At 67.5% G+C, this 21191-nt stretch carries 21 protein-coding genes; 13 read left to right on the forward strand and 8 right to left on the reverse strand.

What is annotated here, in order from left to right; translation table 11 throughout:
• The first annotated feature begins 299 nt into the window (after positions 1-299).
• The 4 genes from LE190_RS13680 (at position 300) to LE190_RS13695 (ending at position 4683) form a co-directional block, all read left to right on the forward strand.
• The gene (locus LE190_RS13680; protein ID WP_225239222.1) at positions 300-1181 is read left to right on the forward strand and encodes a dienelactone hydrolase family protein; all 882 of its coding nucleotides are present in this window, start codon (positions 300-302) and stop codon (positions 1179-1181) included.
• Between the two features lie 142 nt (positions 1182-1323).
• Complete coding sequence (locus LE190_RS13685) at positions 1324-2061, forward strand: ZIP family metal transporter (protein WP_225239413.1); 738 nt, start codon at positions 1324-1326, stop codon at positions 2059-2061.
• 136 nt (positions 2062-2197) lie between these two features.
• Positions 2198-4297 (forward strand): TonB-dependent receptor domain-containing protein, encoded by a 2100-nt coding sequence (locus LE190_RS13690; protein ID WP_225239223.1) that lies wholly within the window; start codon positions 2198-2200, stop codon positions 4295-4297.
• Positions 4297-4683, forward strand: coding sequence for a MerC domain-containing protein (locus tag LE190_RS13695; RefSeq protein ID WP_225239224.1), 387 nt, complete (start codon positions 4297-4299; stop codon positions 4681-4683). Before LE190_RS13690 ends, LE190_RS13695 begins: the two co-directional genes overlap by 1 nt.
• Before the next feature lie 64 nt (positions 4684-4747).
• Here the strand turns inward: LE190_RS13695 and LE190_RS13700 are convergent, their stop codons facing one another.
• The 4 genes from LE190_RS13700 to LE190_RS13715 are packed head-to-tail and all read right to left on the reverse strand — an operon-like array spanning position 4748 to position 8056.
• The gene (locus LE190_RS13700) at positions 4748-5122 is read right to left on the reverse strand and encodes a Fur family transcriptional regulator (protein WP_225239225.1); all 375 of its coding nucleotides are present in this window, start codon (positions 5120-5122) and stop codon (positions 4748-4750) included.
• Between the two features lie 11 nt (positions 5123-5133).
• Positions 5134-6006 carry a sulfurtransferase gene (locus LE190_RS13705; RefSeq protein ID WP_225239226.1) on the reverse strand — a complete coding sequence of 291 codons (873 nt, stop codon included), beginning with the start codon at positions 6004-6006 and terminating at the stop codon, positions 5134-5136.
• 12 nt (positions 6007-6018) lie between these two features.
• Positions 6019-6939, reverse strand: a complete 921-nt coding sequence (locus tag LE190_RS13710; RefSeq protein WP_225239227.1) for a DMT family transporter — start codon at positions 6937-6939, stop codon at positions 6019-6021.
• A 16-nt stretch (positions 6940-6955) separates the two neighbouring features.
• Positions 6956-8056 (reverse strand): aromatic ring-hydroxylating oxygenase subunit alpha, encoded by a 1101-nt coding sequence (locus LE190_RS13715; protein ID WP_225239228.1) that lies wholly within the window; start codon positions 8054-8056, stop codon positions 6956-6958.
• A 336-nt stretch (positions 8057-8392) separates the two neighbouring features.
• On the opposite strand from LE190_RS13715, the gene LE190_RS13720 reads away from it, so the two are divergent.
• The 3 genes from LE190_RS13720 to dxs are packed head-to-tail and all read left to right on the forward strand — an operon-like array spanning position 8393 to position 11403.
• Positions 8393-8641, forward strand: coding sequence for an exodeoxyribonuclease VII small subunit (locus LE190_RS13720; protein WP_225239229.1), 249 nt, complete (start codon positions 8393-8395; stop codon positions 8639-8641).
• Positions 8638-9531, forward strand: a complete 894-nt coding sequence (locus tag LE190_RS13725) for a polyprenyl synthetase family protein (RefSeq protein ID WP_225239230.1) — start codon at positions 8638-8640, stop codon at positions 9529-9531. Before LE190_RS13720 ends, LE190_RS13725 begins: the two co-directional genes overlap by 4 nt.
• A complete protein-coding gene (gene dxs, locus LE190_RS13730; RefSeq protein ID WP_225239231.1) occupies positions 9532-11403 on the forward strand; it encodes a 1-deoxy-D-xylulose-5-phosphate synthase in 1872 nt (623 codons plus the stop codon).
• A 30-nt stretch (positions 11404-11433) separates the two neighbouring features.
• On the opposite strand, the gene LE190_RS13735 is transcribed toward dxs, so the two are convergent.
• Complete coding sequence (locus LE190_RS13735; protein WP_225239232.1) at positions 11434-12129, reverse strand: 2OG-Fe(II) oxygenase; 696 nt, start codon at positions 12127-12129, stop codon at positions 11434-11436.
• A gap of 4 nt (positions 12130-12133) precedes the next feature.
• Positions 12134-12688, reverse strand: coding sequence for a cob(I)yrinic acid a,c-diamide adenosyltransferase (locus LE190_RS13740; RefSeq protein WP_225239233.1), 555 nt, complete (start codon positions 12686-12688; stop codon positions 12134-12136).
• Positions 12689-12769: 81 nt separating this feature from the next.
• Here LE190_RS13740 and LE190_RS13745 point away from each other — a divergent pair, with 81 nt between their 5' ends.
• The 5 genes from LE190_RS13745 (at position 12770) to LE190_RS13765 (ending at position 17431) form a co-directional block, all read left to right on the forward strand.
• Complete coding sequence (locus LE190_RS13745) at positions 12770-14251, forward strand: FAD-linked oxidase C-terminal domain-containing protein (protein WP_225239234.1); 1482 nt, start codon at positions 12770-12772, stop codon at positions 14249-14251.
• A 2-nt stretch (positions 14252-14253) separates the two neighbouring features.
• Positions 14254-15312, forward strand: a complete 1059-nt coding sequence (glcE, locus tag LE190_RS13750) for a glycolate oxidase subunit GlcE (RefSeq protein WP_225239235.1) — start codon at positions 14254-14256, stop codon at positions 15310-15312.
• Position 15313: 1 nt separating this feature from the next.
• Positions 15314-16540, forward strand: coding sequence for a glycolate oxidase subunit GlcF (gene glcF, locus LE190_RS13755; RefSeq protein ID WP_225239236.1), 1227 nt, complete (start codon positions 15314-15316; stop codon positions 16538-16540).
• An 86-nt stretch (positions 16541-16626) separates the two neighbouring features.
• A complete protein-coding gene (locus LE190_RS13760; protein WP_225239237.1) occupies positions 16627-16995 on the forward strand; it encodes a hypothetical protein in 369 nt (122 codons plus the stop codon).
• A gap of 121 nt (positions 16996-17116) precedes the next feature.
• Positions 17117-17431, forward strand: coding sequence for a hypothetical protein (locus LE190_RS13765; RefSeq protein ID WP_224946188.1), 315 nt, complete (start codon positions 17117-17119; stop codon positions 17429-17431).
• A gap of 12 nt (positions 17432-17443) precedes the next feature.
• Here the strand turns inward: LE190_RS13765 and LE190_RS13770 are convergent, their stop codons facing one another.
• Positions 17444-17923, reverse strand: a complete 480-nt coding sequence (locus tag LE190_RS13770) for a glutathione peroxidase (protein ID WP_225239238.1) — start codon at positions 17921-17923, stop codon at positions 17444-17446.
• 158 nt (positions 17924-18081) lie between these two features.
• Here LE190_RS13770 and LE190_RS13775 point away from each other — a divergent pair, with 158 nt between their 5' ends.
• Positions 18082-20487, forward strand: a complete 2406-nt coding sequence (locus LE190_RS13775) for an outer membrane beta-barrel family protein (RefSeq protein WP_225239239.1) — start codon at positions 18082-18084, stop codon at positions 20485-20487.
• A gap of 37 nt (positions 20488-20524) precedes the next feature.
• Here LE190_RS13775 and LE190_RS13780 read toward each other — a convergent pair whose 3' ends face one another.
• Complete coding sequence (locus LE190_RS13780) at positions 20525-21154, reverse strand: hypothetical protein (protein ID WP_225239240.1); 630 nt, start codon at positions 21152-21154, stop codon at positions 20525-20527.
• Positions 21155-21191 lie beyond the last annotated feature (37 nt).

Here is a 21191-nt window from a genome sequence, read left to right on the forward strand (position 1 = left end):
ACGCAAGGCGGCAATACATTCAGTCTGGCGCGATGCAGCTTCTGCAGGGTGGTCGGCTCTGCCGACCGCGCGTCCAGCCAGGCAATCGCTATTGTTTGACGCCGATGCCGATGAATTTGTCGCTGGTGCCAGGAAGGGAGAGTACTGAATACGCAATGCCCGCCGACCGGTCGAAGTTTCCGCTGGTAGTCACCGATACAGGCACGCCAGCATTGCACAATTGAAATTCACCCCGCGCCGGGCAAAACCGATACTGATAAGATAACGTTCCCATCTCACACACTGCCGGAGGGACGTTCATGAAAGACCTGATTTCGGACGGCGAAAGCCTGCTCGCCACCAGCGCATTCGACAGCGGCGTCGACCGCCGCGTCTTCCTGAAAGCCGCCATGGGCAGCGGCTTCGCCGTCGCCGCGCTGCCGGTCGTGGCGCAGACCCAGGTCCAGACCAGCACGGATGGCCTGGACGCCGCCGACCACATCGTGGTGGTCAACGGCCAGGACGTGCCGGTCTACCGCGCCCAGCCCAAGGACCGCACCAACCTGCCGGTGGTGCTGGTGATCTCCGAGATCTTCGGGGTGCACGAGCACATCAAGGACGTGGTGCGCCGATTCGCGAAGGCCGGCTACCTGGCCGTGGCGCCGGACCTGTTCGTGCGCCAGGGCGACGCCACCAGGACCCCGATGCCGGACCTGATGAAGAACATCATCGCCAAGGTACCGGACGCCCAGGTCATGAACGACCTCGACACCATCGTCAAGTGGACCAAGCAGCGCGGCGGGAATACCGCGAAGCTGGGCATCACCGGCTTCTGCTGGGGCGGGCGCATTACCTGGCTGTACGCGGCGCACAACCCGGACGTCAAGGCCGGCGTGGCCTGGTATGGCCGCCTGGTGGGCGAGACCAATCCGCTGCAGCCGCGCCATCCGATCGACGTCGCCCAGAACCTGAAGGTGCCGGTGCTCGGCCTGTACGGCGCCAAGGACACCGGCATCCCGCTGGAGTCGGTGGAGCGCATGCGCAAGGCGCTCGACGCCGGCAACAGCCGCTCGAGCATCCACGTGTATCCGAACTCGGGCCACGCCTTCCACGCCGACTACCGCCCCAGCTACAACCCCGAAGATGCGAAGGACGGCTGGAGCAAGGCGCTGAACTGGTTCTCGCAGCACGGCGTGGCCTGACGCCGCACGGCCGCGGGCCGGGAGCGGTACAATGCCCGGTTTGCGGCCCGCCAGCGGGCCTCTACGCACCGGCACCAGCACCAGCACCAGCACAAGAGGCTTTCAAATCGACCCCATTCTCTCTTCCATCCTGCTGGCGACCCTGGTCGCCGGCGTCGTCAGCATCAGCGGCGCTGCCGTGTTCTCGTTCGCGCTGCTGTCGAAAGTGGTGGAGAGGATGGTCAGCCTGTCGGTCGGCATCATGCTGGCCACCTCGCTGCTGCACGCGCTGCCGGAAGCCTTCGAGTCCGGCGCCGACCCGCGCAGCCTGTTCGCCACGCTGCTGGGCGGCCTGCTGGCCTTCTTCGTGCTGGAAAAGCTGGCCATCCTGCGCCATTCGCATCACCACGAGGGCGACGGTCACCACCACGCGCACGGCCACGACGCCCACCAGGCCGGCAAGTCGGGCTGGATGATCCTGCTGGGCGACGCGATGCACAACTTCACCGACGGCATCCTGATCGCCGCCGCCTTCCTCGCCAACCCGGAACTGGGCATCGTTACCGCGCTGGCCATCGTCGCGCACGAGATCCCGCAGGAGATCGGCGACTTCATCGTGCTGCTCAACGCCGGTTTCTCGCGCCTGCGCGCCTATGTCTTCAACCTCCTGTGCAGCCTGATGGCGGTGCTGGGCGGCCTGCTCGGCTACTTCACGCTGGACCAGGCCAGCGGCCTGATTCCCTACGTGCTGGTGTTCGCCTCCTCGGGCTTCATCTACATCGCGGTGAGCGACCTGATGCCGCAGATGCAGCGCCGCGCCACCGTGCGCGAATCGGTGCCGCAGGTGGCCCTGATCGCGCTCGGCGTGGCGATCGTGTTCGCCCTGCACCACGCCAGCTGAGCGCCAGTCTTCAACCTGCTTTCCGCCGATGGAACTTGCGTGCCCGCCATGGGGCAGGGCGGCGCACGGCTGTCGTCCTTGCTCTATTAATGAGAGTGGATTATCATTAGGGACCGAATCCACTCCAAGCTTGCCAATGTCGACCCTGCACCGTACCCCACTCGCCCTGGCCATCCTGTTCGCCTTCAGCGCACCCGCCCATGCCCAGAGCAGCAACAGCCGCCTCCAGAACGACCCGGATACCGTTCCCACCGTGGTGGTGTCCGCCAGCGCGCTCGGCGTGGTGAGCGACGACATGATCACACCGGCCACCTCGCTCGGCGGCGGTGAGCTGGTGCGTGCGCGCGAATCGACCCTGGGCGAAACCCTGGCCAACCAGCCCGGCATCAGTTCCAGCCATTTCGGCGCAGGCGCCAGCCGCCCGGTGATCCGCGGCATGGACGGCCCGCGCGTGAAGATCCTGTCCGACGGCGCCGAAGTGCAGGATGCCTCCACCATCAGCCCGGACCACGCGGTCGGTTTCGAGCCCGTGCTGGCCGAGCGCATCGAAGTGCTGCGCGGCCCGTCGGCGCTGGCCTATGGCGGCGGCGCGGTCGGCGGCGTGGTGAATATCCTGGACCGCAAGATCCCGACCGCCGTCCCGTCCCGGCCTGAAGGCAGCGCCGAACTGCGCGCCAGTTCCGTGGCGCGCGAGAAGACCGGCGCGTTTGAAGTGACCGGCGGCGCCGGCAGCATCGCCGTGCATGCCGAAGGCGTCAAGCGCGACGCCGGCGAATACCGCGTCGGCAGCGGCTGGGCCGGCGGCAAGCGCGTTCCCGGCAGTTTCAAGGAAGGCGAGAGCGGCACCGTCGGCCTGTCCTGGGTGGGCGAACGCGGTTACCTGGGCGCGGCCTACACCAAGGAGCGCAGCGAGTACGGCGTTCCCGGCCACAGCCATGAATTCGAGGGCTGCCATCCGCACGGCGACCACCTGCACTGCGGCTCCCACGAAGAGGAGGGCGACGACCACGGCCACGAGGACGAACACGAGCACGAGCACGAGCATGGTGCGCACGAGGTGCCGACCGTGAAGCTCGACAGCGACCGCTGGGACCTGCGCGGCGAATACCGCAATCCGCTGCCCGGCTTCGCCAGGGCCCGCCTGCGCGCCTCGCTCACCGACTACCGCCACGACGAACTGGAAGACGGCGCGGTGTCCACCAGCTTCCTGAACCGCGCCCACGAGGGCCGGCTCGAACTCGAGCACCTGCCGGTGGCGGGCTGGCGCGGCGTCGCCGGCCTGCAGACCACGCGGCGTGACTTCCACACCGTGGGCAGCGAAGCCTATGTGCCGCCGACCGTCACGCAAAAGCACGCGGTCTTCCTGACCGAGGAATACAAGCTGGAGAACTGGCGCTTCGAGGCCGGCGCCCGTCACGAATGGCAGGACATCGCGGTGGACAGCGCGGCGGATGGCAACAACCGGCGCGACACCAAGGCGAGCGGCACCTCGGTGGCGCTGGGCGCGGTATGGAAGTTCCGGCCGCAGTATTCGCTGCGCGCGGGCGTGGCGCGCAGCCACCGCCTGCCCACCGCGGAGGAACTGTACGCGAACGGCATGCACCTGGCCACCGCCACCTACGAGATCGGCAACCAGGACCTGGGCAAGGAAACCTCGAACAACATCGACTTCACCCTGCGCAAGTTCGAAGGCGACACCAGCTTTTCGCTGAGTGCCTACCGCAACCGCGTGGCCAACTACATCTATGCGCACACGCTGGACGAGCACGAAGGCTTCCAGCTGGTCGAGTACGCGCAGCGCGATGCCGTGTTCACCGGCCTCGAAGGGGAGTTGCGCCACAAGTTCTCGGACGTGGTGGAGGCCACGCTGTTCGGCGACCTGGTGCGCGCGCGCTTCGGGGGCGGCGGCGAAGGCAGCCGCAACATCCCGCGCATCCCGCCCTACCGCGTCGGCGTGCGCCTGAACGCCGACTGGCAGGCCTGGCACGGCATGGCGGAAGTGGTGCACACCGGCAGCCAGGACCGGGTGGCCGCTTTCGAAAGCCGCACCGGCGGCCACACGATGCTCAACCTCGGCACCCACTACACTACCCGCGTGTTCGGCGTGCCGGCCCAGCTCTACGCCCGCATCAACAACCTGACGAACGAGCTGGCCTACAGCCACGCCTCCTTCGTGAAGGAAGCCGCGCCGCTCCCGGGGCGTAACCTCACCGCCGGCCTGCGCTTCATTTTCTGATGAAGAGCCTGATCCGCTTCGCCGACTATGCCGGCATGGCCGCCTCGGCGCTGTGCCTGGTGCATTGCCTGGCGATGCCGTTGCTGATCGCGGCCTTTCCGCTGCTGGGGCTGGGCGGCGAGCACCACGCCCTGCACGATGCGCTGCTGCTGGGCGTTACGGCGCCGGTGCTGCTGGCGCTGGTGCCCGGGTACCTGAAGCACCGCGATCCCGTGGCCCTGCTGGTCGGGCTGGCGGGCCTGGGCGCCTTCCTGCTCGCGGTGTTCGTGGTCGGCCCCCATCTGGGCGACGGGGCGGAGACGGCGGCGGCGGTGCTGAGCAGCCTGCTGCTGCTGGCTGCGCACCTGCGCAATCACCGCTACTGCAGGGATTGCCGCAAGGCGTAGCGTGGGCGGGAAGACCCGCCCACCCTACGAACCCACAAACACAAAGCGCAGCCGCCAGCGATCATCACATCGGGCGACAGGCTCCGCACAGTCCATACAGCGTCAGTTCGTGCGACTCCAGCACGAAGCCATCCGGCGTGAGCTTCTGCATGTCGCCCGGACAGGCGTGTACCTCGAACACCCTGTCGCAGGCGCGACAATGAAAGTGGTGATGGTGTCCGTGTCCGGCGATCTCGTAGCGGTCGCCGCCGCCCGGCAGCGAGACCGTGGTGATCTCGCCCGCTTCCAGCATCGACTTGATGTTGCGGTACACGGTCGCCATGCCCATCCCCGGCACCAGGGCCTGGGCCTGGTCCAGGATTTCCTGCGGCGCGAGCGGGCGCCCGGCCTGTTCCAGGCAGGTGTGGATCGCCTTGCGCTGGCGCGTATTCCTTTCCATCGTCGCCATCCTCAGTCGGCACCGATGGCGACCGGCCGGCCGGTGGCCTGCCGGCCATCGCCCACCCATTCGCTCCACGAGCCTGGATACAGCGCGGCGCCTGGCAGCCCCGCCACTTCCAGCGCCAGCAGGTTGTGGCACGCGGTCACGCCCGAGCCGCACTGCATGATGGCCCGGGCCGGGTCGGCCACCAGCGGAGCGAATTCACCGCGCAGCGTGGCCGCATCCTTGAAGCGCCCGTCCGCCTGCAGGTTGTCCTTGAAGAAGCGGTTCTTCGCGCCCGGGATGTGGCCGCCCACCGGATCGATGCTCTCGTTCTCGCCGCGGAAGCGGTCGCCGGCGCGCGCGTCGATCACGATGCGGCCGCCCCGGTCCAGGTTGTCCATCACCTCGGCCACCGTCACGGTCGGCACGAAGGGTGCGCGCAGCGTGATGGTGCCGCGCGCCGGGGCCGGCAGCTCGGTCGTGAGCGGCTCGCCGAGCGCCTGCCAGGCCGCCAGGCCGCCGTCCAGCACCGCCACCGCTTCGTGGCCGAGCCAGCGCAGCAGCCACCACAGGCGCGCCGCATACATGCCGCCGTGGGCGTCGTAGGCGACCACCTGCGAGCCGTCGTCGACGCCCCAGCCGCGCAGGGTTTCCAGCAAGGCTTCCTTTTCCGGCAGCGGATGGCGGCCGCGGAAGACGCCGTCCGGGCCATACTTGGCGCCCGACAGCGCGGTTTCGATGTCGCCGAACACCGCGCCCGGCAGGTGGCCAGCGGCATAGGCGGCGCGGCCGGCGGCCAGGTCCATCAGATCGTGGCGGCAATCGACCAGCACCCAGCCTGGCGCACCCTTGTGGGCGGCCAGGTCGTGGGCGGAAATCAGTGTGGCGTAGGTGCTCATTCGGGTTCTTCCTCAGGTTTCGCTGGCGATGGGATCGGTGTCCTTGACCACGGCGCCCCTGGCCGTGCTGCGCGTATTGTAGAACGTCGCGGCCACGCCGGAGGCGAGGATCACCCCGATGCCCAGCCAGACATGCCAGCCGAAGGCATCGCCCCACAGCGCCAGGCCCCACAGGCTGGAGAACACGATGCCGGTGTACTGCAGGTTGGCCACCACCAGCACCTTGCCGAAGCGGTAGGCGCGCGTCATGGCGATCTGGGCCAGCAGGCCGGGGACGCCGACCGCCAGCAGCAGGGCGGCGCTGTACGGCGTGTGGCTACTGAACACGGCATCGCGCGGACCGTCGCCGGCCAGGGTGCCGGCCAGGCCAGCCAGCATCGTGGTGAGCGAAAAATAGAACACCACGCGGTATTCCGGCTCGCCCAGCTGGCCGAGCCTGCGCACCTGCATGTAGGCCATGGCCGAGATCACCGACGAGCACACGCCCGCCAGGCCGCCCAGCCATTGATTGCTCTCGACCGCCGGCTGCAGCACCAGGGTCACGCCGAGGAAGCTCATGCCGATCGCCAGCACCAGCGGCCATTCGGGCAGCTTGGTGCCGCGCCACCAGCCTGTGGCGAACATCCAGGCCGCGATCCAGATCGGCGCCATGTAGTTGAGGGTGACGGCGGTGGCCAGCGGCAGGCGCGTGATGGCGAAGAACCACAGCCACAGCGAGACCACCCCGACCGCGCTGCGCCACAGGTGGGCTTTGGGGAAGGCCGTGCGCAGGCTGCCGCCCTGGTGGCGCACCGCGGCCGCCAGCACCACCGTGCCGATCAGGCCGCGGTACATCAGCAGTTCGGAGGTGGAGTAGAACTCAGAAGCCAGCTTCACGCCCGCGCCCATGGCGGCGAACGCGAAGCTGGCGAACAGCATCCAGAGGGAAGGCATCAGCTGGGCGTCAGCCTTATAGTGCGAGCTTGCTGCGGTACCACTCGTGGAAGTGCTGCATCCCGTCTTCCATCGGCGACTGGTAGGGGCCGACTTCGTTGACGCCGCGCGCCAGCAGGATCTTGCGGCCGGCGTCCATGCGCAGCGCGATCTCGTCGTCCTCGACCGCGGTTTCCATGTAGGCGGCGCGTTCGGCTTCCACGAACCCGCGCTCGAACAGCACGAACTCTTCCGGATAGTAGAACTCGACCACGTTGCGGGTCTTCTGCGGGCCGACCGGCCACAGGGTCGATACCACCAGCACGTTCGGATACCACTCGACCATGATGTTCGGGTACAGGGTCAGCCAGATGGCGCCGTACTTCGGCGGCTGGCCGTTGTTGAACTTCAGGACCTGTTCCTGCCATTTCTTGTACGCCGGCGAGCCCGCCTTCTGCAGCCCGCGGTGCACGCCCACGGTCTGCACGCTGTAGTCGCGGCCGAATTCCCACTTCAGGTCGTCGCAGGAGACGAAGTTGCCCAGGCCCGGGTGGAAAGGCTCGACATGGTAATCCTCCAGGTAGACCTCGATGAAGGTCTTCCAGTTGTAGTCGCACTCGTGGATCTCGACGTGGTCGAACATGTAGCCGCTGAAATCGAGGTCCCTGGTGACCTCCATGTGCTTCAGCTTGTCCATCACGTCGTAGCCGTTCTGCTCGAACAGCAGGCCGTTCCAGTTCTGCAGCGGCGTCTTCGACAGGTTCAGGCAGGGCGTCTCGGCGAAATGCGGCGCGCCGATCAGCTGGCCCTTCAGGTCGTAGGTCCAGCGGTGCAGCGGACACACGATGGTGTTCGCATTGCCGCGTCCATTGAACATCAGCGCCTGGCGGTGACGGCAGACGTTGGAGAGCACCTCGATGCCGCCCGCGTTGCGCACCAGCATGCGGCCTTCGTTTTCGGACGGGAGTGTCGCGAAATCGCCTACCTCGGGCACCATCAGTTCATGGCCCACATAGCGCGGGCCCTTCAGGAACAGCGCTTGCTGTTCGCGCTGCAACAGCGCATCGTCAAAGTAGACGTTTACCGGAAGCTGCGCGCACGAGGCCGCCAGCTTGGCGTGGGTAGCCAGATCGGACATCCCAACCCCCCTTTAATCAAGTACTACCAAAGAAGAGAAAGAATCCAAAGACCAGTATCTTAGGATGAGGAATACGGTATTTCGGACAGAACCGGAGATTATACCGTGGAAACACGGCTCAGGGGCGTGGTCCGTCGCGGGGCAGCAGGCAAACCGTGCAAACAAGTTGTTGAATAATCACGGTTTTCATAGAGGAAAGGCGCCGTTGCACGAGGATATTTCTTATGTGGCAAGTTGCGGTAGGTGCATTGTGCGCCCCTTGTGGGGAAGGATTGATCTAAAATACGCGATTGGACTGACCCATGGCGCACCCTTGCGCCGCCCATATCACTCGCTATGTCAAACAATACGAACGGAGCGCTCGCGCCCGAATCCTTCGAAGGCGCGATGGCCGAGCTGGCCCAGCTCGTGTCGCAGATGGAGTCCGGCCAGTTGCCGCTGGAAGCCTCGGTCGCCGCCTATGCGCGCGGTTCCGAACTGGTGAAGTACTGCGCGGCCCAGCTCGAAAAAGTCGAGTCCCAGGTCAAGGTGCTCGAAGGCGACATGCTCAAGCCCTTCTCTGCCGAAGGCGAGGGCGATCAATGACGGGCCAGGATTTCCAGGCCTGGATGCAGGAGGTCCAGGCGGGCGTCGAGACCGCGCTCGAGACGCTGCTGCCCCCTGCAAACGCGGTACCGCATCGGCTGCACGAAGCGATGCGCTATACGGCGCTGGGCGGCGGCAAGCGCGTCCGTCCGCTGCTGGCCCATGCCAGCGGCGCGCTGTTCGGCGCCGAGGCCGGCGCGCTGGCGCGCGTGGCGAGCGCGGTCGAGATGATCCACGTGTATTCGCTGGTGCACGACGACATGCCCTGCATGGACGACGACGACCTGCGCCGCGGCAAGCCGACCGTGCACGTGGCCTATGACGAAGCGACCGCGCTGCTGGTCGGCGACGCGCTGCAGGCCCAGGCCTTCGCGGCCCTGGCCGGCATCGACAGCCTGCCGCCGGCGCGGCAGGTCGCGATGCTGCGCCTGCTGGCCGAAGCGGCCGGGTCGGGCGGCATGTGCGGCGGCCAGGCGATCGACCTGGACAGCGTGGGCCTGGCGCTGCAGCGCGAGGAACTCGAGCGCATGCACCAGCTCAAGACCGGCGCCATGCTGCGCGTGTCGGTGATCCTGGGCGCGCTGTGCGGCAAGGACCTGGCCCCGCCCGAACTGGAAGCACTGAACGCCTATGCGAAGGCGATCGGCCTGGCCTTCCAGGTGGTGGACGACGTGCTCGATGCGACCGCCGATTCGGCCACGCTGGGCAAGACCGCGGGCAAGGACGCGGCCGACAACAAGCCGACCTATGTGTCGATCCTCGGGCTGGACCAATCGAAGGAACTGGCCGAGCAATTGCGGCGTGAAGCGCACCAGGCGCTGGCGCCATTCGGAGAACAAGCACAGCGGCTGCGCGAACTCGCGGACCTGATCGTGCAGCGGAAGGCATAAATGAACCTGCTAGAGAACATCAACGACCCCGCGGACCTGCGCAAGCTCCCGCGCACGCAACTGACCCCGCTCGCCACCGAGCTGCGCCAGTTCCTGCTGGACTCGGTGTCCAAGACGGGCGGCCACCTGTCCTCGAACCTGGGCACGGTGGAACTGACCATCGCGCTGCACTACGTGTTCAACACCCCGCACGACCGCATCGTGTGGGACGTGGGCCACCAGACCTATTCGCACAAGATCCTCACCGGCCGCCGCGGGCGCATGCCGACGCTGCGCCAGCTGAACGGCCTGTCCGGTTTCCCCAAGCGCGACGAAAGCGTGTACGACACCTTCGGCACCGCGCATTCCTCGACCTCGATCTCGGCGGCGCTCGGCATGGCCCAGGCGGCCAAGCTGAAGGGCGAGGACCGCCATGCGATCGCCGTGATCGGCGACGGCTCAATGACCGCCGGCATGGCCTTCGAGGCCCTGAACAACGCGGGCGTGGAAGAAGACTGCAACCTGCTGGTGGTCCTGAACGACAACGACATGTCGATCTCGCCGCCGGTGGGCGCGCTGAACCGCTACCTGGCGCGCCTGATGAGCGGCCAGTTCTACGCCGCCGCCAAGTCGGTCGGCAAGACCGTGCTGCCCGGCCCGGTGCTCGACCTGGCGCGCAAGCTCGAGGAACATGCGAAAGGCATGGTGGTCCCGGCCACCATGTTCGAGGAGTTCGGCTTCAACTACATCGGCCCGATCGACGGCCATGACCTCGATTCCCTGATCCCGACCCTGGAAAACATCAAGAAGCTCAAGGGCCCGCAATTCCTGCACGTGGTCACGAAAAAAGGGCAGGGCTACAAGCTGGCCGAGGCCGAGCCGATCCTGTACCACGGCACCGGCAAGTTCAACCCGAACGAGGGCATCAAGCCTGCCACGGCGCCGAGCAAGATCACCTACACCGAAGTGTTCGGCAACTGGCTGTGCGACATGGCGGCCGTGGACAAGCGCCTGGTCGGCATCACGCCGGCCATGCGCGAGGGCTCGGGCATGGTGCGCTTCCACCAGGAGTATCCGGAGCGCTACTTCGACGTCGGCATCGCCGAGCAGCACGCGGTGACCTTCGGCGCCGGCATCGCCACCGAGGGCCTGAAACCGGTCGTGGCGATCTACTCGACCTTCCTGCAGCGCGGCTACGACCAGCTGATCCACGACGTGGCCCTGCAGAACCTGGACGTGACCTTCGCGCTCGACCGCGCGGGCCTGGTGGGCGCCGACGGCGCCACCCACGCCGGCAACTACGACCTGGCCTACCTGCGCTGCATCCCGAACATGGTGGTCATGGCCGCGTCAAGCGAGAACGAGTGCCGCCAGATGCTGACCACGGCCTACCACTATCCGGGGCCGGCGGCGGTGCGCTATCCGCGCGGCGCGGGCGTCGGCGCAAGCATCGAGGCGGAGCTGACGTCGATCGAGATCGGCAAGGGCGAGGTGCGGCGCGAAGGCAAGGGCATCGCGATCCTGGCCTTCGGCTCGATGGTGGCGCCAAGCGTCGCCGCCGGCGACGAGCTGGACGCCACGGTCGCCAACATGCGCTTCGTGAAGCCGCTCGACGTGGAACTGGTCAAGCGCCTGGCGAAAGACCATGACTACCTGGTGACGGTGGAAGAGGGCTGCGTGATGGGCGGCGCCGGCGCGGCCGTGATGGAAGCGCTGGCGGCGGCGGGAATCGCCAAGCCGGTGCTGAACCTGGGCTTGCCGGACAAGTTCATCGACCAGGGCGATCCGGCGGCGCTGCTGGCGTCGGTGGGTCTGGATGCCAAGGGCATCGCGGCCTCGATTCGCCAGCGTTTCGCGACGGGTGAGCCCCGTCTGGTCGTCAATAATACTTGACCTGTAGGGTGGGCGGGAAACCCGCCCACCCTACGAAGCAAACAGCGTTTCGGCCCGCTGGAACAGGATCCACGAGGTGGCGATGTACTTGTCGCTGCTGCGCGCCACATGCCCCTTGTGGGTATGCGTGAACCCGGCCGGCGCGATCACCAGCCGGCCCTTGCGCGCCTCCACCTTCCGGTCCTGGTACAGGAACTCGGTTTCCCCGCCATCTTCCACGTCGTTCAGGTAGAACTGCCACAGCAGCACCCGGTGCAGGGTCTCGCAGCTGGCGTTCTGCGGATAGATCTCGGAATGCCAGTGGTGGTAGCCGCCCGTCCCCTGCAGGTACTTCTGCAGGTTGATATGGCCGACCCGGTAGATCGACTGCATCAGCTCGACGACGTTCGGCGTGCCGAACGCGTCGAAGTTCGCCAGCGACAGCGTCACCGGCTCCCCGGTTTCCGGGTGCGCCACCTGCGGCGACAGCGCGCCGATAAGCAGCATGCGGTACTTGTCCATGTACTGCTCCAGATGGCGCGCCATCGTTTGCGTGAGCAGGGCGCCGATGTCGTCCCACTCCGGCTGGCCATTGATGGTCAGGTCGAAACTGTCCTTCTTCTCGACATCGACCCCGTTGCCGGTGCGCCCGCGCGCCACCTTGGGACTGGCGTCGAAGCGGGCGCGGATCGCATCGCATTGCGCGGCGTCGAGCGCATGGTCGTAGATGCCGATGAAGTCTTCCATGGACCTACCCGCGCTTGCGCTCGTGCTGCCACAGCACGTCGCTGCCGCCGGCGAAGCGGTTCAGCACGCGCGCCAGGATGAACATCAGGTCCGACAGGCGGTTCACGTACTGGCGCGGATGCGGGCGGATCTGTTCGGCGTGCGACAGCGCCACGATGCTGCGCTCGGCGCGCCGGCACACGGTGCGGCACACGTGGGCCAGCGCGGCCGCGCGCGAGCCGGCCGGCAGGATGAATTCCTGCAGCACCGGCAGCTCGGCATTGTATTGTTCGACCAGGCCGTCGAGGCGCGCCACGTGCTCGTCCTTGACCAGCTCGTAGCCGGGGATGCACAGTTCGCCGCCCAGGTCGAACAGGTCGTGCTGGATCGTGACCAGCTCTTCGCGCAATGCCGGCGGCATGTCTTCGCACAGCAGCAGGCCGACGAAGGAATTCAGTTCGTCGACTTCGCCCAGGGCGTGGATGCGCGGGCTGTCCTTGCCGGTGCGGCTGCCGTCGCCCAGGCCGGTGCTGCCGTCGTCGCCGGTGCGGGTCGAGATTTTCGAGAGTCGGTTGCCCATGATGCTGCCTTATGCAATAGGTGAAAAAAACGATGGAGCGAGGATACGACAAAACCCGGTAATTGTGCCTACAATTGACGGATGACCGCCACCCCATCCTCCCTGGCCGAACGGCGCGCCCAGGTCGCGGCGAGCCTGCGTGCGCGCCTGCCCGACGGCTGCATCCTGTCCGATCCCGAAGACACCCGTCCCTACGAATGCGACGGCCTGGCCGCCTACCGCCAGCTGCCGCTGGTCGTGACCCTGCCCACCAGCGAGGAGCAGGTGCTGGCGATCCTCGACACCTGCCGCGAACTGAAGGTGCCGATCGTGCCGCGCGGGGCCGGCACGGGTCTCTCGGGCGGCGCGCTGCCGATCGCGGACGGCGTCGTGCTCTCCACCGCGCGGCTGAACCGCATCGTGAAGGTCGACGCGCATGCGCGCACCGCCGTGGTGCAGCCGGGCGTGCGCAACCTGGCGATCTCGGAGGCGGCCGCGCCCCACGGCCTGTACTACGCGCCCGATCCTTCCTCGCAGATCGCCTGCACCATCGGCGGCAACGTGGCCGAGAATTCCGGCGGGGTGCACTGCCTGAAGTATGGCCTGACCGTGCACAACGTGCTGCGCGTGCGGGTGGCCACGATCGAGGGCGAGATCATCGAACTGGGCAGCGAGGCGCTCGACGCGCCCGGCCTCGACCTGCTGGCCGTGTTCATCGGCTCCGAGGGCATGCTCGGCATCGTCACGGAAGTCACCGTGAAGCTGGTGCCGAAACCGGCGGTGGCCCAGGTCGTGATGGCTTCCTTCGCCGACGTCGTCACGGCCGGTAACGCGGTGGCCAGCATCATCGCGGCCGGCATCATCCCGGCCGGCCTCGAGATGATGGACCGCACCTCGGTGCGCATGGTCGAGCCTTTCGTGCACGCCGGCTATGACCTGGACGCCGCCGCCATCCTGCTGTGCGAGGCCGACGGCACCGCGCTCGAAGTGGCCGAGGAAATCGAACGCATGAAGACGGTGTTCGAGGGCGCCGGCGCGACCGCGATCGCGGTGTCGCAAAGCGAAGCGGAGCGCATGCGCTTCTGGTCGGGACGCAAGAACGCCTTCCCGGCGGCAGGACGCATCTCGCCCGACTACTACTGCATGGACGGCACCATCCCGCGCAAGCAGCTGGCGCGCGTGCTGCAGGGCATCGCGCAGATGGAGCAGAGCTTCGGCCTGCGCTGCTCGAACGTGTTTCACGCCGGCGACGGCAACATGCATCCCCTGATCCTGTTCGATGCCAACCAGCCGGGCGAATTCGAGCGGGCCGAAGCCTTCGGCGCCGCCATCCTGGCGCTGTGCGTGGAAGTCGGCGGCACCATCACCGGCGAGCATGGCGTGGGCATGGAGAAGATCAACTCGATGTGCGTGCAGTTCGGCCGCAAGGAGCTGGACGCCTTCTTCGCCGTCAAGCGCGCCTTCGATGCGCCCATGCTGCTCAACCCCGACAAGGCGATCCCGACCCCGCACCGCTGCGCCGAATTCGGCAAGCTGCACGTGCACGGCGGCGCGCTGCCTTTCCCCGACCTTCCACGTTTTTGACCATGCAAGCGATCGAACACTTCCAGGAGCGGGTGCGCGCGGCCGCGGCCGCCGGCACGCCGCTGCGTATCCGCGGTGGCGGCAGCAAGGACTGGTATGGCCAGCGCCTCGAGGGCGAGATCCTCGACACCCGTGGCTACGCCGGCATCATCGACTACGAGCCGACCGAACTGGTGCTCACGGCGCGCTGCGGCACGCCGCTGGCCGAGATCGAGGCGGTGCTCGCCGAGCGCGGCCAGATGCTGGCCTTCGAGCCGCCGCATTTCGCCGCGGCCGGCGCATCCGGCGCCACGCTGGGCGGCGCCATCGCCGCCGGCCTGGCCGGTCCGCGCCGCGCCAGCAGCGGCGGGGTGCGCGACTTCGTGCTGGGCGCGCGGCTGCTGGACGGGAAGGGCGAGGTGCTGCGCTTCGGCGGCCAGGTGATGAAGAACGTGGCCGGCTACGACGTCTCGCGCATGCTGGCCGGTTCGCTCGGCACCCTTGGCCTGCTGCTGGAAGTGTCGGTCAAGGTGCTGCCGCGCCCGGTCGCCGAAACCACCTTGCGCCTGGAAATGGGAGAGGCCGAGGCGATCCGCAGGCTCAATGAATGGGGTGGACAGCCGCTGCCGGTCTCAAGCAGCTGCTGGCACGATGGCCGCTTGTGGCTGCGCCTGTCCGGCGCGCGGGCGGCGGTCGATGCGGCGCTGCGCCTGATCGGCGGAGAAGTGGAGGAGGAGGGCGCCGCCTTCTGGGAGACCTTGCGCGAACAGCGCCTGCCCTTCTTTGCCGGTGAGGACGCGCTGTGGCGCCTGTCGCTGCCATCCACCACCGGCCCGCTGCTGCCGGGCAGCGCCCAGCTGATCGAGTGGGGCGGGGCCCAGCGCTGGCTGCGCGGCAGCCAGGACGCCGCCGCCATCCGGCGCGCGGCCGTGGCTGCGGGCGGGCACGCGACCCTGTTCCGCGGCGGCGACAAGGCGGCCGGCGTGTTCCACCCGCTGCAGCCGGCCGTCGCGCGCATCCACGCCGGCCTGAAAGCCGCCTTCGATCCGGCCGGCATCTACAACCCGGGACGGATGTTCTGACATGCAAACCAATCTCGCCGATTTCATCAAGGACAGCGCCGACGGCAAGGAAGCGGAGAGCATCCTGCGCGCCTGCGTGCACTGCGGCTTCTGCACCGCCACCTGCCCGACCTACCAGCTGCTGGGCGACGAACTCGATGGCCCGCGCGGGCGCATCTATCTCATCAAGCAGGTGCTGGAAGGGGTCGAGCCCACCCGCAAGACCCAGCTCCACCTTGACCGCTGCCTCACCTGCCGCAACTGCGAAACCACCTGCCCCTCGGGCGTGAAGTACGGCCGGCTGGTGGACATCGGCCGCCGCGTGGTCGAGGAGCGCGTGCCGCGGCCGCTGAAGGACCGCGTCAAGCGCAGCACCTTGAAGGAATTCCTGCCGCGCACGGCCCTGTTCAAGCCCGCGTTCCGGGCAGGGCAGCTGGCACGGCCCCTGCTGTCCAGGCAACTGCAGGACAAGCTGCGGCCGGCCCGCAATGCCGGCGAATGGCCAACGCGGGCGCATGCGCGCAAGATGCTGGTGCTGGAGGGCTGCGTGCAGCCGGCGATGGCACCCAACATCAACGCCGCCACTGCGCGTGTGCTCGACGCCTTCGGCGTGCAGCTGATTGCCGCGCCCAGGGCCGGCTGCTGTGGTGCCGTGCGCTACCACCTCAACGACCAGGCGGCCGGCCTGGAGGACATGCGCCGCAACATCGACGCCTGGTGGCCTTACGTGGAGCGTGGAGAAATCGAAGCAATCGTCATGACCGCGTCCGGCTGCGGCGTGACGGTCAAGGAATATGGCCACCTGCTGGCCCACGACGAGGCCTATGCGGCCAAGGCGGCGCGCATCGCGTTGCTGACGCGCGACCTGTCCGAGATCCTGCCGGAGTTCGAGGAAGCGTTGGCTGCCAGGATGCAAGGGAAGGCGGCGCGCCGGGTCGCCTGGCACCCGCCCTGCACCCTGCAGCACGGCCAGCAGATCCGCGGCAAGGTCGAAGGCCTGCTGCGCGCGGCCGGGGTGGACGTGCAGCTGTGCGCCGACAGCCACCTGTGCTGCGGCTCGGCCGGCACCTATTCGGTGCTGCATCCGGAGATCGCGCACGCGCTGCGCGAGCGCAAGCTGGCCAGCCTGCAGGCGACCAGTCCGGACGAAATCGTCTCGGCCAACATCGGCTGCATCAGCCACCTCCAGGCAGGGACGGACACGCCGGTCACGCACTGGATCGAACTGCTCGACCGCGCGCTGGGCTGAGGCCATGGCAAGCGTGTGCGGCGTTTTCCTGGTTTGTCTATAGTTGAGCGGCAGCTGCCCATCAACCATGGATACAGGAGGACGTCATGGAATCGATCAGGATGTTGCAGGTAGCGGTGTATCTGCTTGCCCTCGCCGCGCTCGGCGGGATCGTCATGGGCTGGATCCGCTTCTCGGGCGGCAGGAATCCGCCTTCCTCCCTCGCCATGGCCCACGGCTTCCTGGCCGCCGCCGGCGTCACCCTGCTCGCGTATGCGGTGCTCGCGCTCGCGGCGCCGGGGACGGCGCTGCTGGCGCTGCTGCTGTTCGTGGCCGGCGCGCTGGGGGGCGTGGTGCTGAACCTGCATTACCACCTGCACGGCAAACCGCTGCCGAAAGGCATCGTGGCGGCGCACGCGCTTATCTCCGTGATCGCCTTCGTGCTGCTCTACATGGCCGCGTTCGGCGCGGGGTGAGCGGTGTCCGGGTGCCGCAACGGGCGGCGCTATACTGGCGCTTTCATTGCGATCGCCTTTCCATGTACGTCCCAGCACCCTTCAGCTTCCTGACCGCTTTCGCCATGCCGGAGGCGCAGCCGTGAGCTTCCAGTTCCAACTCATCCGCGAAGACGAGGACCTGCCGCCGGCCATCGTCTTCGAGGATTCCACCACGCCGGGGCTGGTGCCCGTGTGGGAAGCGGCCGGCGTCTACGATGCGCTGTACAACAGCGACGGCCAGCGTGCGCGCGCGGTGTCGCGCGCCATTGCCCATGGACTGGACCGGGTGAGCGGGGATGCCTCGCTGGCTGGCCTGCTGCCGCCGGGCGTGGCCCAGGGCGAGGCGATCCGCTTCCTGGAGAACGTGCACCGCGCCTGCGTCACCCACGGCGCGGCCTGGATCAGGACCCGCTGAGCGGGGCGCTTGCTAGCCCAGCAGCTTCTCGATGTCGCCGGCGATCTCGGCCGGGTTGGTCTGCGGCGCGTAGCGCTTGGCCACCTCGCCGTCGCGTCCGACCAGGAACTTGGTGAAGTTCCACTTGATGCCCTCGGTGCCGAGCACGCCCGGCTTCTCGCCCTTCAGGTGCTGGAACAGCGGGTGCGCGCCTTCGCCGTTCACGTCGACCTTGGCGAACATCGGGAAGCTCACCCCATAGTTCTTTTCGCAGAAGGCGCCGATCTCCGCTTCCGTGCCCGGCTCCTGCTTGCCGAACTGGTTGCAGGGGAAGCCGAGCACCACCAGGCCGCGTTCGCCGTACTGGCGGTACAGCTCCTCCAGGCCCTTGTACTGCGGCGTGAAGCCGCAGGCGCTGGCGGTGTTGACGATGAGGAGCACCTTGCCGCGGTAGCGGTCCAGGGATACCGCCTGGCCGTCGAGCGCGGTGGCGCTGAAGTCGAATACGTTCATGGTCGCTGTCCGTGATTGAAAAGCACAGTGTATGACAACACGGCGCAACACGTATGCATGCCTCCAGGGGCGAGAAGGCTTGCCTGTTATCTTTTGTTACACAGATAAACATCTGCGCGTGCGACAATCGCGGATGCACAAACTGTCGAGCAGCCTCCATGTCCACCAATCGTTCTCCTGAATTCCATCCCCGCCTTTCCCTGATCGCCCGCCTGGTCGCGGGCACGCTGCTGATGCCGCTGGCCGCGGTGGCGCAGCAGGCTCCCCAGCAGCAGGCTCCCCAGCAGCAGGCCGGGCAACAGGTCCAGCAGCCGGCCGCCAAGCCCGCGGTCCCGGCCCAGGCCCAGCCGCAAGCCCAATCGCAAGCTCAGTCGCAAGCCCAGGCAGCCACCAGCGCGCAGCCGCCGGCCCAGCAACAGGCCCCGCAGGAGGCCCCGGCCGTCGAGTCCACCGTGACCGTCACCGCGACCCGCACCCAGAACCGCATCGACCGCCAGACCTATGACGTCAAGGCCGATCCGGCGACGTCCAACGACAGCGTGGCCGACACCCTGAACAAGGTGCCCTCGGTGGCTGTCGACGCGGACGGCAACGTCACCCTGCGCGGCCGCAACAACGTGCAGATCCTGGTGGACGGCAAGCCCTCGGCCATGATGCAGGGCGAGAACCGCGCCGCGGCGATCGCCGCGCTGCCGGCCGCCGACCTCGATTCGGTCGAAGTGATCAACAATCCCGGCGCCCAGTTCGGCAACGAAGGCGGCGGCGGGCCGATCATCAACCTGGTGATGCGGCGCGAGCGCAGCCCCGGCGGTTTCGGCGTGCTGAACGCGAACGTGGGCACCGAAGGGCGCAACAACGTCTCCGGCTTCGGCAGCTACACCAAGGGCCGCTACAGCGTGCAGGGCGCCGTGTTCCGGCGCGAGGACAAGCGCGAGAACAGCGGCGAGACCCGCCGCGAGCGCATCGACCCGGCCACCGGCGCGGTCGCGCCCAGCACCCAGGTGACCGACGGCGTGGACCGCCGCCTGGGCACCGGCTTCAATGCCGGCATGACCTACAACCTGGGCGAGAAGGACGTGCTCGGCGCCACCGCCAGCTATTCCGAAAACTCGAACGACAACGCGTCCTCGCAGAGCTACCGCAGCACCACCGCGGCCGGCACGGTCGACAACGAATACCTGCGCCGCAGCCTGAGCGAAGCGAAGGGCCGCAACTACAGCCTGGGCGCCCGCCTCGACCACAAGGGCGATGCCCCGGGCGAGATCTTCAAGCTCGACCTGCGCCTGTCGGGCGCCGAGGGCGATCGCGATGCGCGCTCCAGCAACACCTACATCGTGCGCCCGCCGCTGAACAGCCCCGCCAACAGCCGCCAGGCCTATCTCACCGACACCCGCGTGGCCGACTTCACCGGCGACTACGAGCTGCCGGGCGAGCACGGCGTGATCAAGCTGGGCTACAAGGTGGCGCGCAACAGCAATACCTTCGACAACAGCTACTTCGACATCGCCGGCGGCGTGGAAAGCGTGAACCGCAACCGCACCAACCGCTTCGAGCTGGACGACACCACCTACGCGGTGTACGGCAACTACCAGTGGCGCGTCAACGAGAAGTGGGGCGTGCTGGGTGGCGTGCGCGCCGAATACGCGGACCTGGACATGAACCAGGTCACCACCGGCCAGCGCGTCAGCAACCATTACTTCGACGTGATCCCGAGCGCCTTCGTCACCTATGGCCTGTCGGACGATACCACGCTGCGCCTGAGCTACGCGCACCGCATCCGCCGTCCGGGCGCGGGCGAACTGAATCCCTTCGTGGTCTACATCGACGAGCTGAACCTGTCCTCGGGCAACCCGAACCTGCAGCCGACCAATACCGACTCGCTGGAACTGGGCGTCGAGACCAAGCTGGGCAAGGTCGACACCAACGTGCGCCTGTACGCGCGCCGCGACAGCGACCTGATCTCCGAGCGCCGCTTCCTGCAGGCCAACGACGTGCTCTTGACCACGCGCGAGAACGCCGGCAGCGCGCGTTCCGGCGGCGTCGAGTTCAGCTTCAGTGGCCGTGCCACCGAGAAGCTGATGATCATGGTGAACGGTAACATCGGCTATGCGGAACAGGACGTGCTGGGTTCGGTGCGCGACGACAAGCGCAGCGCCACCTCGGTCACCGGCCGCGCGCGCCTCATGTACCAGATGGACCGCAACAACAGCTTTGCGCTGATGCTGAACGCCCAGGGCAAGACCCTGTTCGGCGAAGGCTACCGCAAGGCGGTGCAATCGGCCGATTTCAACTACCGCCGTACCCTGACGCCGGCCCTGAGCCTGGTGCTCAACATCAACGACCTGTTCGATTCGCAGAAGGCGGAAACCTTCACCGAGACCGATCGCCTGCGCGAATACAGCGTCCGGCGTGGCAGCGGACGCACCGCCTACGTCGGCCTGACCTACCGCTTCGGCGGCTTCGGCAACATGGGCGGACGCCGTCCGATGTTTATGGGGCCGGGCGGCCCCGGCCCGCACGGCGGTGTCGGCGGTGGCCCGGTCTTCATCGGGCCCGGCCGCTAAGGGAGAGGGAAGAGCGGCGCGCGCAAGGCCGCGCCGCTTACTTGAAGTCCGGCCGGAAGGGCTTGGCCGGTGCTTCGCACTGCTCGACCTGCTTCGGCTTGACGCCGTCCCGGTTGCGCAGGTAGCACTCGTCGAACACCGAGCAGTAGCAGGCCGTCAGGCCGATGTCGTTCATGCTGCGGTGGAGGGCGTCGAACACCGGATTGGCCACGGCCGGCTCGTCCGCGGCGAACATGGACATCATGTCGCCGGGCCGCACCAGCGATCCGACCACGTTGCCGCGCCGGTTCATCCCGATGTCGGCCTGCGCGTTCGCATTGCAGCAGGCCGCCAGCAGTTCGCTCAAGTCGGCCATCGGCTTGTCCTTGTAGCGCAGCTCGACCCATTCCACGCGGGCCGGACCGATGCCGCTATTGACCAGCATGTATTCGACGCGCCGGTGCGAACGCCCGGTGGCGGCATCCTTGTCCATGCTGCTCATGTTGCGCATGATTTCGAGATAGGGAAAGCTGTTGGCCGCCACCAGCTTTTCCATCGAATGGGCCGAATGCAGGCCGAGCCAGAGCGAGACCAGGGACACGATGCCGGCGGCGACCGCCAGCGAGATGTCGAGCCAGCGGATGCCGGTGCCGTGGGGGTGGTGGTGAGGGTGGCTTTCGTGTTCCAAGGGCTGTCCCGTGCGTTGTCAAAAGGTGAATTTTAAC

It is taken from the genome of Massilia hydrophila, assembly GCF_020208145.1.
In the GTDB taxonomy this organism is placed as follows: domain Bacteria; phylum Pseudomonadota; class Gammaproteobacteria; order Burkholderiales; family Burkholderiaceae_D; genus Telluria; species Telluria hydrophila.